At 67.8% G+C, this 15,350-nt stretch carries 22 protein-coding genes; 9 read left to right on the top strand and 13 right to left on the bottom strand.

Translation table 11 applies throughout. The features are described from left to right. Nucleotides 1–33: 33 nt before the first annotated feature. Nucleotides 34–777, top strand: a complete 744-nt coding sequence (locus ACEXOX_RS47070; RefSeq protein ID WP_406527107.1) for an HNH endonuclease family protein — start codon at nt 34–36, stop codon at nt 775–777. A 132-nt stretch (nt 778–909) separates the two neighbouring features. Here the strand turns inward: ACEXOX_RS47070 and ACEXOX_RS47065 are convergent, their stop codons facing one another. Continuing rightward, a complete protein-coding gene (locus ACEXOX_RS47065; RefSeq protein WP_406527106.1) occupies nt 910–1,140 on the bottom strand; it encodes a hypothetical protein in 231 nt (76 codons plus the stop codon). Nucleotides 1,141–1,687: 547 nt separating this feature from the next. On the opposite strand from ACEXOX_RS47065, the gene ACEXOX_RS47060 reads away from it, so the two are divergent. The 3 genes from ACEXOX_RS47060 to ACEXOX_RS47050 all read left to right on the top strand — a co-directional run bounded on the left by ACEXOX_RS47060 (nt 1,688) and on the right by ACEXOX_RS47050 (nt 3,568). Further along, nucleotides 1,688–2,080 carry a hypothetical protein gene (locus ACEXOX_RS47060; RefSeq protein WP_406527105.1) on the top strand — a complete coding sequence of 131 codons (393 nt, stop codon included), beginning with the start codon at nt 1,688–1,690 and terminating at the stop codon, nt 2,078–2,080. Between the two features lie 209 nt (nt 2,081–2,289). Further along, nucleotides 2,290–2,790: a hypothetical protein gene (locus ACEXOX_RS47055; protein ID WP_406527104.1), complete on the top strand. Its 501-nt coding sequence runs from the start codon at nt 2,290–2,292 to the stop codon at nt 2,788–2,790. 52 nt (nt 2,791–2,842) lie between these two features. After that, nucleotides 2,843–3,568: a hypothetical protein gene (locus tag ACEXOX_RS47050; RefSeq protein WP_406527103.1), complete on the top strand. Its 726-nt coding sequence runs from the start codon at nt 2,843–2,845 to the stop codon at nt 3,566–3,568. 104 nt (nt 3,569–3,672) lie between these two features. On the opposite strand, the gene ACEXOX_RS47045 is transcribed toward ACEXOX_RS47050, so the two are convergent. The 10 genes from ACEXOX_RS47045 to ACEXOX_RS47000 all read right to left on the bottom strand — a co-directional run bounded on the left by ACEXOX_RS47045 (nt 3,673) and on the right by ACEXOX_RS47000 (nt 9,561). Next, nucleotides 3,673–4,011 carry a hypothetical protein gene (locus tag ACEXOX_RS47045; protein WP_406527102.1) on the bottom strand — a complete coding sequence of 113 codons (339 nt, stop codon included), beginning with the start codon at nt 4,009–4,011 and terminating at the stop codon, nt 3,673–3,675. Nucleotides 4,012–4,574: 563 nt separating this feature from the next. Continuing rightward, nucleotides 4,575–4,913 carry a hypothetical protein gene (locus tag ACEXOX_RS47040; RefSeq protein WP_406527101.1) on the bottom strand — a complete coding sequence of 113 codons (339 nt, stop codon included), beginning with the start codon at nt 4,911–4,913 and terminating at the stop codon, nt 4,575–4,577. 74 nt (nt 4,914–4,987) lie between these two features. Beyond that, nucleotides 4,988–5,251: a hypothetical protein gene (locus ACEXOX_RS47035; RefSeq protein ID WP_406527100.1), complete on the bottom strand. Its 264-nt coding sequence runs from the start codon at nt 5,249–5,251 to the stop codon at nt 4,988–4,990. Between the two features lie 154 nt (nt 5,252–5,405). Beyond that, nucleotides 5,406–5,840, bottom strand: a complete 435-nt coding sequence (locus ACEXOX_RS47030; protein ID WP_406527099.1) for a hypothetical protein — start codon at nt 5,838–5,840, stop codon at nt 5,406–5,408. Further along, a complete protein-coding gene (locus ACEXOX_RS47025; RefSeq protein WP_406527098.1) occupies nt 5,837–6,457 on the bottom strand; it encodes a hypothetical protein in 621 nt (206 codons plus the stop codon). The genes ACEXOX_RS47030 and ACEXOX_RS47025 overlap by 4 nt, the downstream gene beginning before the upstream one ends. Continuing rightward, nucleotides 6,427–6,951 (bottom strand): hypothetical protein, encoded by a 525-nt coding sequence (locus tag ACEXOX_RS47020; protein ID WP_406527097.1) that lies wholly within the window; start codon nt 6,949–6,951, stop codon nt 6,427–6,429. The genes ACEXOX_RS47025 and ACEXOX_RS47020 overlap by 31 nt, the downstream gene beginning before the upstream one ends. Nucleotides 6,952–6,965: 14 nt before the next feature. Next, nucleotides 6,966–7,349, bottom strand: a complete 384-nt coding sequence (locus tag ACEXOX_RS47015) for a hypothetical protein (RefSeq protein ID WP_406527096.1) — start codon at nt 7,347–7,349, stop codon at nt 6,966–6,968. Continuing rightward, on the bottom strand, nt 7,346–8,104 hold the full coding sequence (locus ACEXOX_RS47010; protein ID WP_406527180.1) for an ABC transporter ATP-binding protein: 759 nt from the start codon (nt 8,102–8,104) through the stop codon (nt 7,346–7,348). Before ACEXOX_RS47010 ends, ACEXOX_RS47015 begins: the two co-directional genes overlap by 4 nt. Before the next feature lie 129 nt (nt 8,105–8,233). Continuing rightward, on the bottom strand, nt 8,234–9,139 hold the full coding sequence (locus ACEXOX_RS47005) for a hypothetical protein (RefSeq protein WP_406527095.1): 906 nt from the start codon (nt 9,137–9,139) through the stop codon (nt 8,234–8,236). 29 nt (nt 9,140–9,168) lie between these two features. Further along, nucleotides 9,169–9,561, bottom strand: coding sequence for a BlaI/MecI/CopY family transcriptional regulator (locus ACEXOX_RS47000; protein ID WP_406527094.1), 393 nt, complete (start codon nt 9,559–9,561; stop codon nt 9,169–9,171). 212 nt (nt 9,562–9,773) lie between these two features. Between ACEXOX_RS47000 and ACEXOX_RS46995 the strand changes: the two genes are divergently transcribed. From ACEXOX_RS46995 to ACEXOX_RS46985, 3 genes are read left to right on the top strand one after another with little or no spacing between them, the layout of a single operon-like run. After that, complete coding sequence (locus tag ACEXOX_RS46995; RefSeq protein WP_406527093.1) at nt 9,774–11,537, top strand: tyrosine-type recombinase/integrase; 1,764 nt, start codon at nt 9,774–9,776, stop codon at nt 11,535–11,537. Then, a complete protein-coding gene (locus tag ACEXOX_RS46990; protein ID WP_406527092.1) occupies nt 11,488–11,721 on the top strand; it encodes a transposase in 234 nt (77 codons plus the stop codon). Before ACEXOX_RS46995 ends, ACEXOX_RS46990 begins: the two co-directional genes overlap by 50 nt. Beyond that, nucleotides 11,718–12,158 (top strand): hypothetical protein, encoded by a 441-nt coding sequence (locus ACEXOX_RS46985; RefSeq protein WP_406527091.1) that lies wholly within the window; start codon nt 11,718–11,720, stop codon nt 12,156–12,158. The genes ACEXOX_RS46990 and ACEXOX_RS46985 overlap by 4 nt, the downstream gene beginning before the upstream one ends. 147 nt (nt 12,159–12,305) lie before the next feature. On the opposite strand, the gene ACEXOX_RS46980 is transcribed toward ACEXOX_RS46985, so the two are convergent. Further along, a complete protein-coding gene (locus tag ACEXOX_RS46980) occupies nt 12,306–13,481 on the bottom strand; it encodes a restriction endonuclease (protein WP_406527090.1) in 1,176 nt (391 codons plus the stop codon). A 285-nt stretch (nt 13,482–13,766) separates the two neighbouring features. Here ACEXOX_RS46980 and ACEXOX_RS46975 point away from each other — a divergent pair, with 285 nt between their 5' ends. Further along, nucleotides 13,767–13,940, top strand: a complete 174-nt coding sequence (locus ACEXOX_RS46975) for a hypothetical protein (RefSeq protein ID WP_406527089.1) — start codon at nt 13,767–13,769, stop codon at nt 13,938–13,940. A 78-nt stretch (nt 13,941–14,018) separates the two neighbouring features. Beyond that, nucleotides 14,019–14,534, top strand: coding sequence for a hypothetical protein (locus ACEXOX_RS46970; RefSeq protein WP_406527088.1), 516 nt, complete (start codon nt 14,019–14,021; stop codon nt 14,532–14,534). 142 nt (nt 14,535–14,676) lie between these two features. Here the strand turns inward: ACEXOX_RS46970 and ACEXOX_RS46965 are convergent, their stop codons facing one another. Next, a complete protein-coding gene (locus ACEXOX_RS46965) occupies nt 14,677–14,799 on the bottom strand; it encodes a hypothetical protein (protein WP_406527087.1) in 123 nt (40 codons plus the stop codon). Between the last annotated feature and the right edge of the window lie 551 nt (nt 14,800–15,350).

Here is a 15,350-nt window from a genome sequence, read left to right as displayed (position 1 = left end):
CCAGCCCTGATCCGCCACTTCCGAGGACTCCCGATGCCGCTGCACCGCGCCCTGCTGCCCGCCGCCCTGGCCACCGCACTGTCCGCCGCTCTGATCGCCCCGTCCACGGCCCAGCCCCGCGCCGCCCGGCTCGCAGCGCAAGCACCGGCCGCTGCACCACGGGCGGAGTCGTGGCCGCCGTTGAAGAACGTACCGACGAAGAAGACCGCCGAGACCCTGCTGGCCGGCCTGACCACGGACAACAACGCACCGAATGTCGGCGGCTACGCACGCAGGGAGTTCCAGGTTGACGACAACACGGCGTGGAAGAAGTGGCCGGACAACTGCACCACCCGGGACAAGACGCTGGTCTACTTCGGCAAGCAGATCAAGCACACCAACAAGAAGAACCCGTGCGAGGTGACCTCGGGCCGCTGGGGCAACCCGTACGGTGGCCCGGACGCCAAGGTCAGCTACACCAAAGACGCCGATGTGGACCACATCGTGCCACTGAAGAACGCCTGGCAGTCCGGCGCCGCCGGATGGAGTGGTGACGCAGGCAAGCAAAAGCGGATCAACCTGGCCAACGACATGGTCGAGCCGCAGCTCCTGGTGGTCCACAAGAAGGACAACACCGCCAAGGGGGCCAAAGGCCCCGAGGCATGGAAGCCCCACACCTCCTACCAGTGCACCTACGCCAAAGCCTGGGTGCGGGTGAAAAAGTTCTACAACCTCACGGTCACCAGCAACGAACGCAGCGCCCTGGAGACCATGCTCAAGGCCGCCGACTGCAAGTGAGCACGATCCGGTCGGACGCCGCGTACGAGCAGCGGGCCACGGTGCGGAAGGCCGTCGGCATCGAGCCCTGAACACTGGACCGCGAGTTGCCCATGATGGTCAGTGCCCGTTCCCACTGGTGTCGTGTTCCCCCTACCCACATTTCAGGTCACCACGGGCGAGGGCGGGAACGGGCTCGATGGGCAGCGGCCAGCCGTCGACGATCTTGATGACCTCCCCGCCGGGCTGTTCACCGACGAGCGGGGGTAGCGCGGCCTCGATGCCCGTCCTCCACAGCAACAACACGGTCTTGCTCTGGTCGACGAAGGTGGTCACCAGCATCTGCTTGTGCGGCTTGCCGGTGTCCTGGTGCCGTCCGGCCACTGCCCACAGCGCGTACCCGTGCCAACGTCCGCGAAACGGGGCGTGTCCGGTTCGGCCGACACTCTCATCCCGTCCTGGAGCCGTCCGGTTCACACGGAACGGCACGGCACAGAACAGGAACACCGCACTATGCGGAAGACGACCAAGAACAGTCCTCGGAGCTCGCTGCGCCTCACCTGCCCGGGTAGCGTCCGCGAGCAACTTGAGGCTGGCCCTCCAGCCCTCTTGGACCAAGGCGGGGCTGCTGCCCAACGAAGGGGAACCGCGGGGGCCGATCAGAGCGCCCATTCCGAGAGGCCGTGAACTACCACTTGGCTGGGTGTGTGAGACATGGCCGAATGGGTCATGATCTTGGGGCCGCTTTTCGGGACTTTGTGCCTGGGGGCTTGCCTAAAAACTGAGTTAGCGTCAGCTCTAGTCCGCACGGTGGTGTCTACGCCATGGGCTTCGAAATGACCGAGGGGAAGAAGACTCAGGGCCGTTGAGTTTCCACACCTTCCGGCAGTCCTGCATGCCCTCTTCCCTCGCCTGCAAAAGGAAAGCTTACGTGGCCAAGAACCACATCCGCATAGCCGCCGCCACTGCCGTGACCGCCGTCGCCCTGGGCGTCGCCGCGCCGGCTGCCAATGCCGTCGAAGCGCACCGGGAGGCGAAGACCGCCTCGCAGACCGCCGAACCGCTGCGCCCGACCGCTGACGACGTACGCGACCTCGTCTCCCGCATGCGGGCCGACGGCGCGGACAAGAACCAGATCCGGGAGTTCGAGCAGTACGCCCAGCAGCTCGAGGACCCGAAGGCCCAAGGGCGCATCCTCGGCTCGGGAACGGTCATCCGCAAGCTGATCGTCGCCGGGCTGCGGCACGGCGGCGTCTGGGCCGGGAAGATCGTCGGCAAGGTCAGCAAGAAGGCCGGTGACTTCATCGCCCGCAACGGCGCATAGATCGCCGACGCGATCGAGGACGTCGAAAGCTGGAGCGAGACCGCACTCTCCGTGGCCATGGTGCACGCCGGCGTGCCGACCGACATCGCCGCCGACCTCGCCAGGGCCATCATGCTGATTGCCATGTGATCAGGAGACACTCTCCGGCGGCACCCCGTTTTCTGGGGCGGGGTGCCGCCCGCAGTGTTTGGGCGCTGGAAGGAGTACGCGTGGACGACAGCCACCAGCCCGACGAAGAAAGCACCTGGGCGTCCCTCTCCCGGAGGGAGAAGGCCCTGGCCGCTTTCGGCATGACCGGTCTCGCCCTTGGGGTCATCACTGCTGTCCTTGCGGCTGTGCTGCTCGGTTTCCTTGCCGTCGCCGCCGCGTCGCTCCACCTGGTGGAAGCCGACGGTATCGGAACCCTGTTTTGGGGCGTGGCGCTGTTCCTGCCGTGCAACGCCCTGGCAGCGCTGTTCATCTACCCGCTGCGCTTGGGACTTCGGCTCACCACTCTCGCATCGCGAACCAAGAAGGCGACGGAGGCCGCGCTCTCCGTGGCGACGACGTTCCTCGCCGTCCTGTTCACCGGATACTTCACTCCCGGACTGCGGGTACAGCACCCATGGCTCCCGGCATTGCTGGCCGCATTGCTTATCGTCCTTGCCAACCTGGGGGTCAGGAAAATGGAGAGGCGTACATCGAATCAAGGGCTCGCGGAAGGATCCTGACCGGGCAAACCCTGAACCCGCGGCCACCGGCACCGGCGGCGGCCGCACCACGATGCTGCGCTTCCTGACCGCCCAGTTCCTCCACCAGGGCGCCCACGCCCTGGTCCTCGACCCCAGGCGGATCTCCCACCTGTGGGCGAAGGCCCTGCCGACGGTGACCCACCGCGGCACCATCGCCGGCATCCACGACGCCCTGGTCCACCTCGCCGCCGAACTGGAACGCCGCCTCGACCTCGACGGCGACCTGGACGACGTGCCGCGCCTGATCGTCGCCATCGACGAGGCCAACACCACGCTGCGCCAGCTCGCCCGCTACTGGGAGTCCTTCTGGCAGAAGGACGACCCGAAGAGGCCCCCGGACATCGCCGCGCTCGTGGAAGCCCTTTGGGCAGGACGCGCGGCCCGCGTCCACGTCATCTTCGACGGACGGCCCCACACCGCCGCCTTAGCAGGGATGCCCGCGGCCCACGAGCTGTTCGCCACGGTCATCCTGGCGCGGTTCACGGCCGACACACGGTGGCGCCTGGCCCCGATGGCCGGCCCCGCCCGGATGGCCGGCCCCGCCCCGAAGGCAGAATCCGCACCCGGGCCGCTTCCACGTCGTCCAGCAGGGCAGCGCCCACGAGACGCAGGCGGTCCTGATGACCGACGCCGACGTCGTCAACTGGCTCACCGCCCCGGACGACCACGACAGCTGACCCGGCGACGGACACAGCACGGACCCCGGGGATCAGCCATGACGTCCCCGGGGCCCGGCTCAGGCTGCACCGTCCAATGACGCTGCGGCCCGGCCCTCACGCGGTGGTCGGCTGCGGCACCTCCAGCACCTGAGTCATTGCCGCCCCGGCAGCGGAGGGAGAGCAGTGACTCGGGCCGGTCCGCTCAGCGGAGAGCGGCGATGTTGCGGTCCACCCAGTCCCCGCAGGAGCGCGGGGCCCGGTCCAGGACACGGACGACGTCCGGGCTGATCCGTAGTTCGGCCGGGGTGGGGGTGGAGATGATGTCCAGGGTGTCGTCGGCGAGTTCGGCCGGTACGAACCGGGTCATCGTGGAGCGGGTCCTGCGCGTCACTCGGAGCCTGGCTGGCGCGGTGGCGTGGGATGTGGTGTGCCAGCGGTACTGGGAGACCGAAGACCTCTGGGCGTTTTCCGGGATATGTACCGGCGGATGCTGCACCACCACGTGGTCACCGGCGCGCTCGGCGACCACGGTTGCTGACATGGCGTTGTGCCGGTACCTGAACTCGGGGTGTGCTCGGACACTGACAGTCGGGACCCGCTCGTCCTGCCTCAGTGCATCGCGGCGGACATACCGCGTGGGCGGGCTGCGCGCAGCTCGACCGGCCCCGACATCTCCACACACGCCGCGATCCACCCCGACGCCATCGCCTTGCCGCAGCAGCACTCGCCAGCCATCTCCGCATTCCAGCAAGGCCAACTGGAGAATTTCTCTGTAGCCCCGAACAGCGGCACTCGTGGATCAAGGCCACCTTGCCACTCAAAATTCCTCATCGCAGCTCAAGGGGACCGCCTCGGGGAGCCGCAGTGACGCAGGACAGCGAATATCTGACCCATTGCAGGGGAGTGGCGGCGTTGGGATGCGCCACTCCGCCCTGCCTGCTGTATCGGGTCAGGGAAATCTCTTGAAGCAGCGGGCGGACAGGGCCGGGCGACATGGAGTCGACCCGGTCCTGTTCGTATCCCGTTACTGAACCGGCCATGCTTTCTGAGGCGCGCCTCCGCTTCTGTCGCTACAACAGATGCTTCCTTTACGGCGGCCGAACTTCACTCGCCTATACGGAGCTTTGCGCCTTGAAACTCTTTTTGCTTCTCGGGACGAAGCCAGCAGGCAGCATACGCATTCCCGTATTCTACGCCAGCTTTCGTCAAGGCGTTGGTGCAAGATACGTAGTTGAAGGGGCTCACGCCTTTGGCCTCACTGCACCCTGCTTCAATTTCAGGGGTTATGGAGTATCCCCACTTCTTCAGCGAAGCCATGCACGTAGCTGGCGTGCCACTGCCGGTAGGAATGGCGTGGGCCGGTACTGTTACTGAAAATTGAAGCATGCCTGTCGCCAGGATGCCGCCTGCGACTATGACAGCCCTCTGGGTGAACTTGAGCATTACTGAACTCCTGTTTCCGTATAGTTTTTTTCGCGCTGCCATCTGGATGAATGCCGTATGGACATGCGCTGATTTCAGGTCGGCATCCGGATGCTGAGCTGACATAGCCATGTGACCTGTTTGCCGCTCTTGTTGCCATCGCTGACGAGTAGCAGCGAGAGCCGGCCATCTGTCTCCCGCCCGGTGACGGGCATGCCCTCGATGTTGCCCAGGACCGGATCGGGCAGCGGGACGGGGCTCTCTGCGCTCAGGGACGGGCACTTCGAAAGATTGGCGATCAAGGCCCTCGACAGCGTCCGGCCGCCATGCGCGTGCGTGCAATCCGTGCCCTGCGGCACCCCGCCGCCCTAGCGGCCACCGTTGGTCTCCCCAAACTCGGTGTGGAGGCGCCCGGGGCGTGGCGCCCCCACGCTACGGTTCGCGGCCGCGTGGGCCGCCGCGATCGGGGCAGGCGACGATGCGAAGATGCGCCTTGACCGTTGCTCGCGAGGCTCAAGGAGTTCTCGATGGCTTGGGAGTCGACTGCATGTGCTTGGCCCGGTCGACACTGCACACCTGCACCCCGAACGCCCGCAGCCGCCACATCGTCTTCGACGAGGGCACCTGGATGGTCTCGGCCTTGGGGTAGCCCATTTCGTCGTGGGCAACGTTGTTGAGCGCGTAAATCTTGCCGTCAGGTGCCGTGAAGGTGATGGCGAAGCCGCTGTAACTGGTCGTATCACACCTGACATCTCCCTCCTTGGGCTTCACCGGCCAGGCGTCGCCGAGCTGATCGGCGCTGACGTGCTGGGGATTGCTGGTGACCGCCGGCCATTTCAGGACGGCGTCGCTCTCCTGCTGCGAACAGGCGGAGATGAACAGGGGGACGGACAGCCCGGCGATGACCGCGGCCAGGGCGCGACGTGTCGTGCGAGGAGTTGCGGTCATGAGTTTCCCGCCGCCTTTCGTGCCGCGTGGGCGATGCCGAAGATGAGGAAGGCCGTGGCCGCGATGCTGATGGGGAGCGTCACCGCCATGCGCTGCAGATCGAGGTAGTTGGCCCAGGAGTATGGAATCAGCGGCCACAACGTCTGCTGCAGGCCAGTGCCGCCTACGAGGACGCCGAAGATGATGCCGATGATTCCGACGACTACCGCGACGGCCTGCGAGGTGCGGATGCCCAGCCAGAGGGTGAACGTGGTGAGCATCGCGCCGACTAGCGCACTGCTGAGAGCGAGGGGCCAGGCATGCCCGACCGGAATGCCCGCCACCAGATAGAGGAGGACGGTGACCAGTGACACGGCGACCGTGATACCGACCGTGATACCCGCGAGGGCGAACGCGGGGCCTCTGGTGCCGGTGCTGCGGGCGGCGACCGCTCGCCAGCCGTCGCGCACAGCGCTCCAGGCCACCAGCCCCAGCACGAGGGTGCCGATGGGCAGGACCAGCAAGGTGAACAGTTGGATGCTCGTATCCGGGTCGTGCCAGGACAGCCACACCGCGATCAGGCCGACCGCACCAGGGCACAGCCACGTCAGCGCCGTGCCGCGCAGCATGCCGGCCACTGCGGCCACCACGCGGGGGTGCTCGGCTGGTGGGCGGTGTCCGGCTCCGCGGCTGTGTCCGAGTTCGCCGTGTCCCCGTGAGCGGATGCCGTCCGCGGGGGTGTCAGGCCGTGCTTGGCGGCCCGGGAACGGGGAAGGCGCAGCCGCGGAAGCAGGAGGAACGGCACCGCCAGCAGTGCGCCCAGGAGGGTGGGCGGCCACGGGGAGGCGCCGGTAAGCGCGGAGTGGGCTCCCAGGGCAACACCGTTGGCGTGCGTGCCGATTACCGGCAGCGCCCCGCGGTCGAGCCAGGTGAACGGCAGGACTGTCCAGGACGCGGACTCGGCGTTGACAACGCCCAGTACCGTCCACACGAACCCCACGGCGAGAGTCACCAGCCAGGATGCCTGCCGGGCCAGCCACAGGAGCAGGGCCAGCAGGCCGAGCTGCGAGAGCCAGGGCACCACGATGGCCTCGACTGCGCGATCTAGGGGTACCCGCTGCGCACCGGACATCAAGCCGAGGAGGATCAGGGGGCGCCGGCGCCCAGTACGTTGAGCACGAGCGATCGCACGGCCAGGGCGGTGAAGCGGCTCAGGTGCCGGTACGCCGGGTGGATGGGCCGGTACCAGGTGGCCCCGCCGCGGGCACCGTGGTCGATGCGGGCCGCAGTGGCCACCAGCAGCGCGGTGAGCATCGGGCCGACGAACATCGCCCAGAGATTCTGGTAGCCGAGGACGTCTCTCCAGGACTTGCCGGGGCCGGTCGAGATGAACATTGCGATGTTGACGAGGGCGAAGGCCAGTCCGCCCAGTGGCAGGTACGCCACGGTGCTGCGCCGCCAGGTGGCGAACTCGGCGCGGAAGGTGGCGGACAGGCCGGGGAGCGGCGCCCTGGGTATGGCGGTGGTCACGGCGTCACCGCCCGTGCTTCGTTTGAGCCGCTGGTCAGTGTGAAGTAGGCGCTTTCGAGGTCCCCGTCGGGCGCAAGGTCGGCGAGGCTCCCCTGGTAGCGCAGACGTCCTTGCGCGATCAGCCCGATATCGTCGGCGACAGAAGCGACTTCGCCCAGCAGGTGGCTGGAGAGCACGATGGTGCGTCCGGTCTCGGTGAAGCGGCGCATCATGGTGCGCAGCGCGGCGATGCCCTCCGGATCGAGACCATTCTGCGGCTCGTCCAGGATGAGCAGGTCCGGGCTGCCCAGCATGGCGATCGCCAGGGCCAGGCGGCCCTTCATGCCGGTGGAGAAGCTTTTGGCCTTCTTCCGGTCTGCGGGATCCAGATCCACGGCGGCCAGGGCGCTGTGGGCCTCGGCCTCCGGCAAGGCGAGCAGGTGGGCGTGGATCATCACGTTCTGTTTGGCGGACAAGTGGCCGTAAAAACTGGGCCCGTCAATGCTTGCTCCGATACGGGAGAGGCCCTGCCGACTCCAAGGCTGGCCGAATAGGCGCACTTCGCCCGTAGTGGGGCCAATGAGGCCGAGGATGAGTTTCAGCGTGGTGGACTTGCCGGCGCCGTTGGGACCCAGAAGACCATAGACCCTCCCCGGCCGCACGGTGAGGTCGACGGAGTCGACGGCAGTCGCGCGGCGGAAGGCCTTGGACAGTCCACGAGTCTCGATCACGGGTGCATCCGGGGGAGAGGACTCCTGTCCGGGGGTGGAGTACATCAGCACGATACCTTTCCTGCTACAAAGCGTAGCAATTAAGCCTGCTATTTGACGTAGCAGATGTAGGCGAGCGGGCACACAAGGACTGGACGTCCCCTTGCCAGTCGGGGGCGCTTGCGGACCGGCAGGTCAATCAGAGCAGGAGAGCCACCATGACGACAGTGGCAACCGCCGCCGTACGCACCGCCCACGCCTGCCGAGGCGGGAGAACCCGAGGCGGCCGCGCCAGGGCCCGTGCCCGGTGGGCGAGTTCGACATCCGGGGTAAGAAAACCGGTGCCGAGCCCCCGGCTGCGATGCCTTGGCGGGACGGGCGGGTCATGGTCTCTATCCGTGCACAGAGCGCCTTGGCCACGGCCGCGGCGCCATCGGCCTCACGTGCGCTCTGATCCGCCCAGAGCTCGGCGGTCAGCCGCAGTTCGGCAAGCACCGCTCCACGGCCAGGGATCCACCACCACGAGCGCAGCACGCAGGTCGCGATAAAGATCCACAGCGGGTGGTGCGCTTTGGCGTGCGCGCGCTCGTGCTCGATGATCGTAGGCGCCTCGGCGGACCTGGCCACTTGGGGGCTGAGGAGGATACGAGGACGCATCAGCCCGACCGTGGCTGCCACATCCTGCGCGGCCCGGCCCGGTGCCATTGGAATCCAGATGTCGCCGCACTGCCGTGGGGCCAGCGTCGCGACGGCGCGCCGCGTGCGTACCGCGTTGGTGACGCCGATGGCGAATGACACCGCCAGAGAGGCGAGCGGTGCGACCGAGGCAGCGATCATGAGCTGTGCTCCGAGAGCCGTCAGCGGGTGGTGGCCGGCGATGTCCGTGATGCCGTTGCTGATGCCCCACGCCATCGGCGCGCGCCACGGCAACACGTCGCGCAGAGGGCTGTGCGGCACGTAGGGGACTGCCATCGCCAGGAGCGGCGTCACCGCCGCGGCCATCGCGAGGATGAACCGCTCGCGGGCCGGCAGTCGGGCCGACAGCCGACGAAACAGGTGCCACAGGCCGATCGCGACCAGCGGGCACCACCAGGCGAGCACGATTTGGGGGTAGCCCAGCCAACTCGCCCTCATGCGCCAGGCTCCGGCGCCGCCCGGCTGAGCCCTTCGGTATCGTCGTCGTCCTGCGTATCAGCGATGTCGGCCAGCATGGCTCGCACCTGGGCGAGCTGGTCGGCGTCGCCGCTCACGGTCTGGACGAAGTTGGCGACGGCCAGGTCGCCGAAGCCGTCCATCACGCGGCGTACCTGCTCGGCCGCCACGCTCTCTTCGACTTCGCGACGCGTCCGCTCGGGCCAGTACACATAGTGACGACCCTCCTTCTCCCGCCCCAGCAGCCCCTTGCGCACCAAGCGCTCCATCACGGTCTTGACCGTGGTGTATGCCTGGCCGCTATCGAGACGGCGAGTGCATGTCGCGACGTCCATCGTGCCCGCCGACCACATGACATTCAGGATTGCCAACTCAAGCGGCCCGAAGTGGCCCTCTAGGCCTAGACGTTGCGACTTCCGCCACGATGACATGCTACAGAGCATAGCATTTGATTTTCGGATTCTGGAGGATCAGTACTCGCCGAGCGAACCGGCCTGCCGAGCCCGCGACATACCTACGGCGAACACAATAACCCCGACGGGCAGCATCACCGCGGCCCAGATCGCCTTGTGACCCAGCGTCGGTGCCACGCGGCCCAGGTCGGCGCCATGCCCACGAGAAGCGGCTCTGGGCCCTGCGCAAGAACCCCGGCTTCGACCAGGACACGTGGCTGCGGACCGCGCCGTCGGGCAGCTTCGCCGCCGAGGTCAGCTTCCGAGGCCTGCCCGACCTCGTGGTCGCCCAGCTGCTGTTCGGGCTCCAGCACCGCTGCCACAAGGGCGCCCGCACGGAGATCGGCAACTTCAGGGCCCTGATCGACAGGACTGTCCGCCCCTCGGGAGCACGGCGCCTGGAGGACGTCCCGGCCCCGGCCGCCAACAGCGAGGCCCTGACCCTGCTGAACCGCACCCGTGCCTACGCGATCCGGGCCTGCAAGACGCCCGAGGGCGAGTACGCCAAGGACATCTGGGACCTGATGGCGTTCGGGCACCGGGGCACGCTGGACTTCACCGTGATCCCCCAGCCCTGGCTGCGCGAGAGCGCCAAGCGCTGGGCCCGCGACTACCTGTCCAGAGTCCGCTCCAAGAGCACCTCCTCGCACGCCCGGCAGCACGTCAACGGTCTCGCCAAGCTCGCGGAGACCCTGCGCGCCCGCCCGGACAGCGGCCTCGACCTGGCCGTGCTCTCCCGCGCCGACATCGAGAACTTCCTGAACAGGATGTCTTTCCTCGAAGCCAACGGACGGATGACCACCAACACTCGCCGCTCCTACGTGCGCATGGCCCGCAACGTTCTCAGGCAGGCCCGGGCTCTCGGGCTGACCCGTCCCGGCGGGACGATGGCCGGCCTGCCGGACGACTTCACCATCACCCGCCACGACGTCCCCAAGGCGCCGGAGCCTCCCGAGGAGGGCCAGGACCTGCCCCCCGATGTGACACGCCAGCTCTGCGCCCACCTCGACCTCTTCGAGGACATGACCTGCCGCGAGCTGCGGCTCAGCGTCGAGCTGCTGATGGACACCGGCCGCCGGCCCGAGGAGATCTGCCGCTTGGAGCTGCACTGCCTCACCCGCGACGGCCAGGGTAAGCCCGTGCTGGCCTACGACAACTGGAAGGAACAGCGCCTGCGGCGCCAGATGCCCATCCACGAGCCCACCGCGAAGTTGATCCTCGCCCAGCAGGAACGCGTACGCGCCCGCTTCCCCGACGAGCCCCCGTCGAAGCTGGTCCTGCTGCCCACCCAGAGCCTGAATCTGCACGGCGACCGGGCCGTCGACTCCAACCACCTCAGCGGCATGCACCGTGACTGGGTCGAGGCGCTCCCCGAGTTCCGCCTCGACGACGGCACCGTCTTCGACAAGGAGAAGATCTTCCCCTACGCCTACCGAAACTCCTTCGCCCAGCGCCACGCGGACGCCGGCGTCCCCATCGAGGTCCTCTCCCCTTTGATGGATCACGACTCCTACGAGTCGACCCGCTGCTACTACCGGGTCAAAAAGTACGCCTGCGCGAAGCCGTCGACAAGGTCACCGCCATGCAGTTCGACCGCCACGGACAGCGCGTCTGGGGAGCGGTCACCACCTTGCTGGACGCCGAACGAACCCGACTGGCGATCGGGTCGGTGCAGGTCCCCTTCGGCACCTGCTCCGAGCCCTCCAACGTCGCCGCCGGAGGCGGCGCCTGCCCCTGCGGTTCCGCTGCGTGGGATGCGACCACTACTCCACCGACATCTCCTACCTCCCCGAGCTCTCCGCCTACCTCGACGGCCTGCTGCGGCAGCGCGAGCGGCTGCGGTCGATGACCGAGGCCGACGACTGGGCCCGCGCCGAGGCCACCCCGTCCGATGAGGAGATCGCCCGCGTCCGGCGGCTGATCCGCCGTGTTACCGAGGAGGCCGACAGACTCACCGACGCCGAACGCGCCGAGATCCAGCAAGCAGCCGCCATGGTCCGCAAGACCCGCCAGGGCTTCCTCGGCATGCCCCGCATCCCCCAGCCCCTGCCCGACCTACGACCGGAGCGACCCGCATGACTCCGACCGACCCCGCAGTCCAGGCCATGCTGGAAGGCCGCCGGGCCGACACCGGCCGGCGCCGCCAGCGGGTCCTCGCTGCCCTGGCCGAGGCCGCGAAGGACGGCTCCGAGACCAGCGTCGCCGCGATCGCCCGCCGCGCGGGCGTCGACCGCACCTTCCTCTACCGCCACCGCGACCTGCTCGGCCAGATCCACGCGCAGGCTGCGGGGCCGCCCACAATCCTGGGCGGCCGGGGCCCGGCGGTCAGCCGGGCCTCTTTGCAAGCCGACCTAGCGGCAGCCGACGCCCGCACCGCCCGCCTTGCCGCACACATCCGCCGCCTCGAAAGCCGGCTCAGCCAAGTCCTCGGCGCACAGGTCTGGCGCGAGTTCGGCATCGGCGGCCCGGACGACACCGAACAGCTCCAAGCCCGCATCACCACCCTCGAACAGTAGGTCATCGACCTGAAACTCAAGCTCCAAGACCGTGACGACGACCTCGCTGCTGCTCGCACCGCCAACCGCGAGCTGATGGCTCAGCTCAACCGGAGCGGGTCCGGTCCAGGGAACCGGACGCTTTGACAGCAGGGATGAACCCCGAGGTCAAAGCAGTCCCGCCTGCTGAAGGGAAGTAATTTCTGCCGCTGCCGGAAGACAATGACCATGCTCCAGGCTCTTCAACACGATGTCGCCAGCGACCAAGTCAGCATGGAACGTCGACCACGAACGGCACGTCGGGCAGATCCGCCCCGACAGAAACGGCCGAAGGAGGTGCAGTTTGTGGTCGCGGTCAACCATGTAGAGGCTCCCGGTTTCCACCGCGCTGCTCGGATGCTCCATCGTCTCCGTGGCAACCACAGGGTGGTCTCCCATCAGACGGCGGTAACCCAGAACGGCTCGGTCGGCGAACGCATCCCAGGCGACGGACGTGATCTCGATGAGAGGCCAGTCAGCCAGGAATCGCGCGCGCGTGAGCAGAATAGTCAGGTCGTTGAACGATTCCTCTAGCGTTCGAGGGAGATCCACGGGGTCGACCCGACGCAGGTGTGCCTGATCATTACGACGAGCTGAAAGCCGCTGCCGGGCAGCACTGGCAGCATCGTCAGCTAAGAGCGCACCCAGCTCATGTAGAGGATGCTCAGGGCTCAAGGCACGCCGCTTCTTCGCCCCGGAGATCTCCTGGAGAACCGCTACCCACTCGCCCAGCCCCGGCCCCCCGCGCCGGTTGGAGAGCTTGCCGCGCAGCGCGGCCACGGCCGAGAGGTCAATGGACGCGCTGCGTGCCAATGCTGCGGTGCCCAGAGCGCTGTAGCACAGAAGAATCTCTGCGGTCTCCAGCACGGCGTCGTAAGCCGGCCCAAGGTCCCTGGTGCTCATTCTGGCTTCGGTTTCGCGCCAACGAAGCGCGATGGGGTAGGGGAATCGGGTGCGGACGATATACCCAAAGTCATCGAGTTGAGCAGCGGTCTCCGCCCGAAGACGAAGCGTCTGTCCTGCTTCAATGATCCGCTGTCTGGCCTGCCCAGCATCTTGGCCTTGATCGTAGACAGATCTCACGAGGTTGCCGGCCTCAGCATGCCAGCTGCCCATCCGTTGTCCTGCAACCTCCAGTTCGGCGAGGGCGGAGGAGAGCGCTTCATCGGCCTGCGGCAGGGGCAGCGAAGTCAGATCCTTCAGGGGCAGGCGCCGCATGTCGGCGTGCCCCCTCGTCACGCGCAGGACCGCAGACGAGCGGAGATAGGCCAATATGAGACGCATGTGATCGGGCGAAACGGCCACCGTTGGACGGAGCACGATGGTGTGGCTACCGGCTGCTGCTGGAAGATCTTGTGGCCTGACTACAGCAGCTCTGGCGCCACTCCCCGTTCGCAAGCCGCCCCCTGAACCAGCACATCACCGGCTTCCAAGTGGAAACGTTCGGGAACGTCGGTCTCCCAACTGTCACTCGTCGGATCCCGTTCCGCGATGGTCCCGTCAGAGCCGATGTCCCGGATCCGGAGGACCCGCACGGCACCGACGTCGGTGGCGCGACTGCCCTTACTGCGTAGGGAGAACAAGCCTCGCGTGACGGAGAACATCGCCCCGATGGGCAGAGCGGCCGACCGTTCCGAAGAAACCCTGGAGTGCGGCGCGGCGTTCTCGGTAGAGCTGGACATCAAGACCCCCTGGCACGTAGCGGCAGAAGCTTATCCGCGCCTGCATGCACCACACGTGTGGCACCCGCTATGGTCGCTCTGACAGCTTCTGAGCTGCGTGAACTTGAATCGCACGCTCGCGGCGCCCCGGAGAAACGCGGGGGACTTGGACGCCTCGGGCATGGATATCGAACGCGACTGGGTCGAGCGCACCGGGTGCTTTGGCCGGGTCACCCGCGTGCTGCTCACGTATGAGCAGGTGCGCGCGTACGGACTGCCGGCGACTGAGGGCAAGCGCGGCGACCCGCGGTGGCCGGCCTTCGCCCGCCGCTACGACCTTGATCCCGCGCGCCCGGTGCAGTGGGAGGTCGAGGCCCTCGAACCGCACGGGCTGAAGCGCCTGGTCCTCGCCGCCGTTGCACCGCACATCGACCGCGCGGTCCTGGCCCGGCAGATCGCGCGCGAAGAGGAACAGCGGCGCGCCCAGCGGCGCCTCGCCCGCAGCTGGCCGGACGGCTTCCGTGCCCCCGGCACGCAGGCGGAGGACGCTGCGGCCGCCGAGCCCACTGTGACCTCTCCGGCGGCGCAGGATCCCGCCGCGGTGGAGCGGTACTGGACGGCGGAGCTGATGCGGGAGGCCGAGCCCTTGCCGATGCCGGACTACGACGAGGACGAAGAGAGCGGTCCGGAGGCGTAGGCGGGCCGAGCTGGTGTCGTCACCGGCATCCGGCCGCTGCGCGTTCATGGTCCGGGGCGCCGGGCCGTACGCCGGGCCCCACCATGGCCGCATGGTCCGGCGCCTGTCGTGCATCTGCTTCAACGGGCGGTGAAGGCGCGGGTTACCCCTCGTCGTCCGGTTCCTCCTGGAGGGTGTCGTCGAGCTGGTCTTCGTCGTTCGGCCAGGTTCCGAAGGGCCCGGGCTCGCCGGGGCGGCTGGCGCCCAGCACGACGGCGCCTTTCATCCGGTGAATGTGACCAGGAAGCACAGCAACTCCTCTTCTTGGCGATGCTCCAGCGGGGCACCACGCTCTCGCCGGCGCTCCGGAAGCACCCTGGGTACCCCAAATACGGCCCGCACGGCGCGCCCCTGTGAACATGTTCCGGCGGCACGAATGACGGTCCCGGGACCACCCGGGCCCACCGGCGCTGCGCCAAACTGAAACCCTGCCCTCGGCCCGGGGGCTGAACTGTCTCGAACGGTGTGCGGTGACTATCCGGTCGACATATGCGTCAGCTCGGCCCGGGCGGATCGCTGAGGTTTCCGGCTCCGGCTCGTGGGCGAAGGCCATGGCCTCACCGTGGGTGGAGGGCAATGCCTGGTCTTCCGCGCCGCGCGGAGTGTGCGCTGCCCTTGCCGTGGGCCCGAACGGCCAGCTCTACGGTCTCCGGTGGAGCTGCTGCGGCGGCCCTCGCATCGCTTCGGGGCGGGGGCTTGATCTGATGGTCTTTCCGGCCGGAGGCTGTCGCCGATCGGTGCGATCCCGGCCGCGCGTGGCCTGAAAGCGGCTTCGCG

This window comes from Streptomyces sp. Ac-502, from assembly GCF_045222935.1.
In the GTDB taxonomy this organism is placed as follows: Bacteria; Actinomycetota; Actinomycetes; order Streptomycetales; family Streptomycetaceae; genus Streptomyces; species Streptomyces monomycini.
This window is presented reverse-complemented; position numbering and strand designations above follow the sequence as displayed.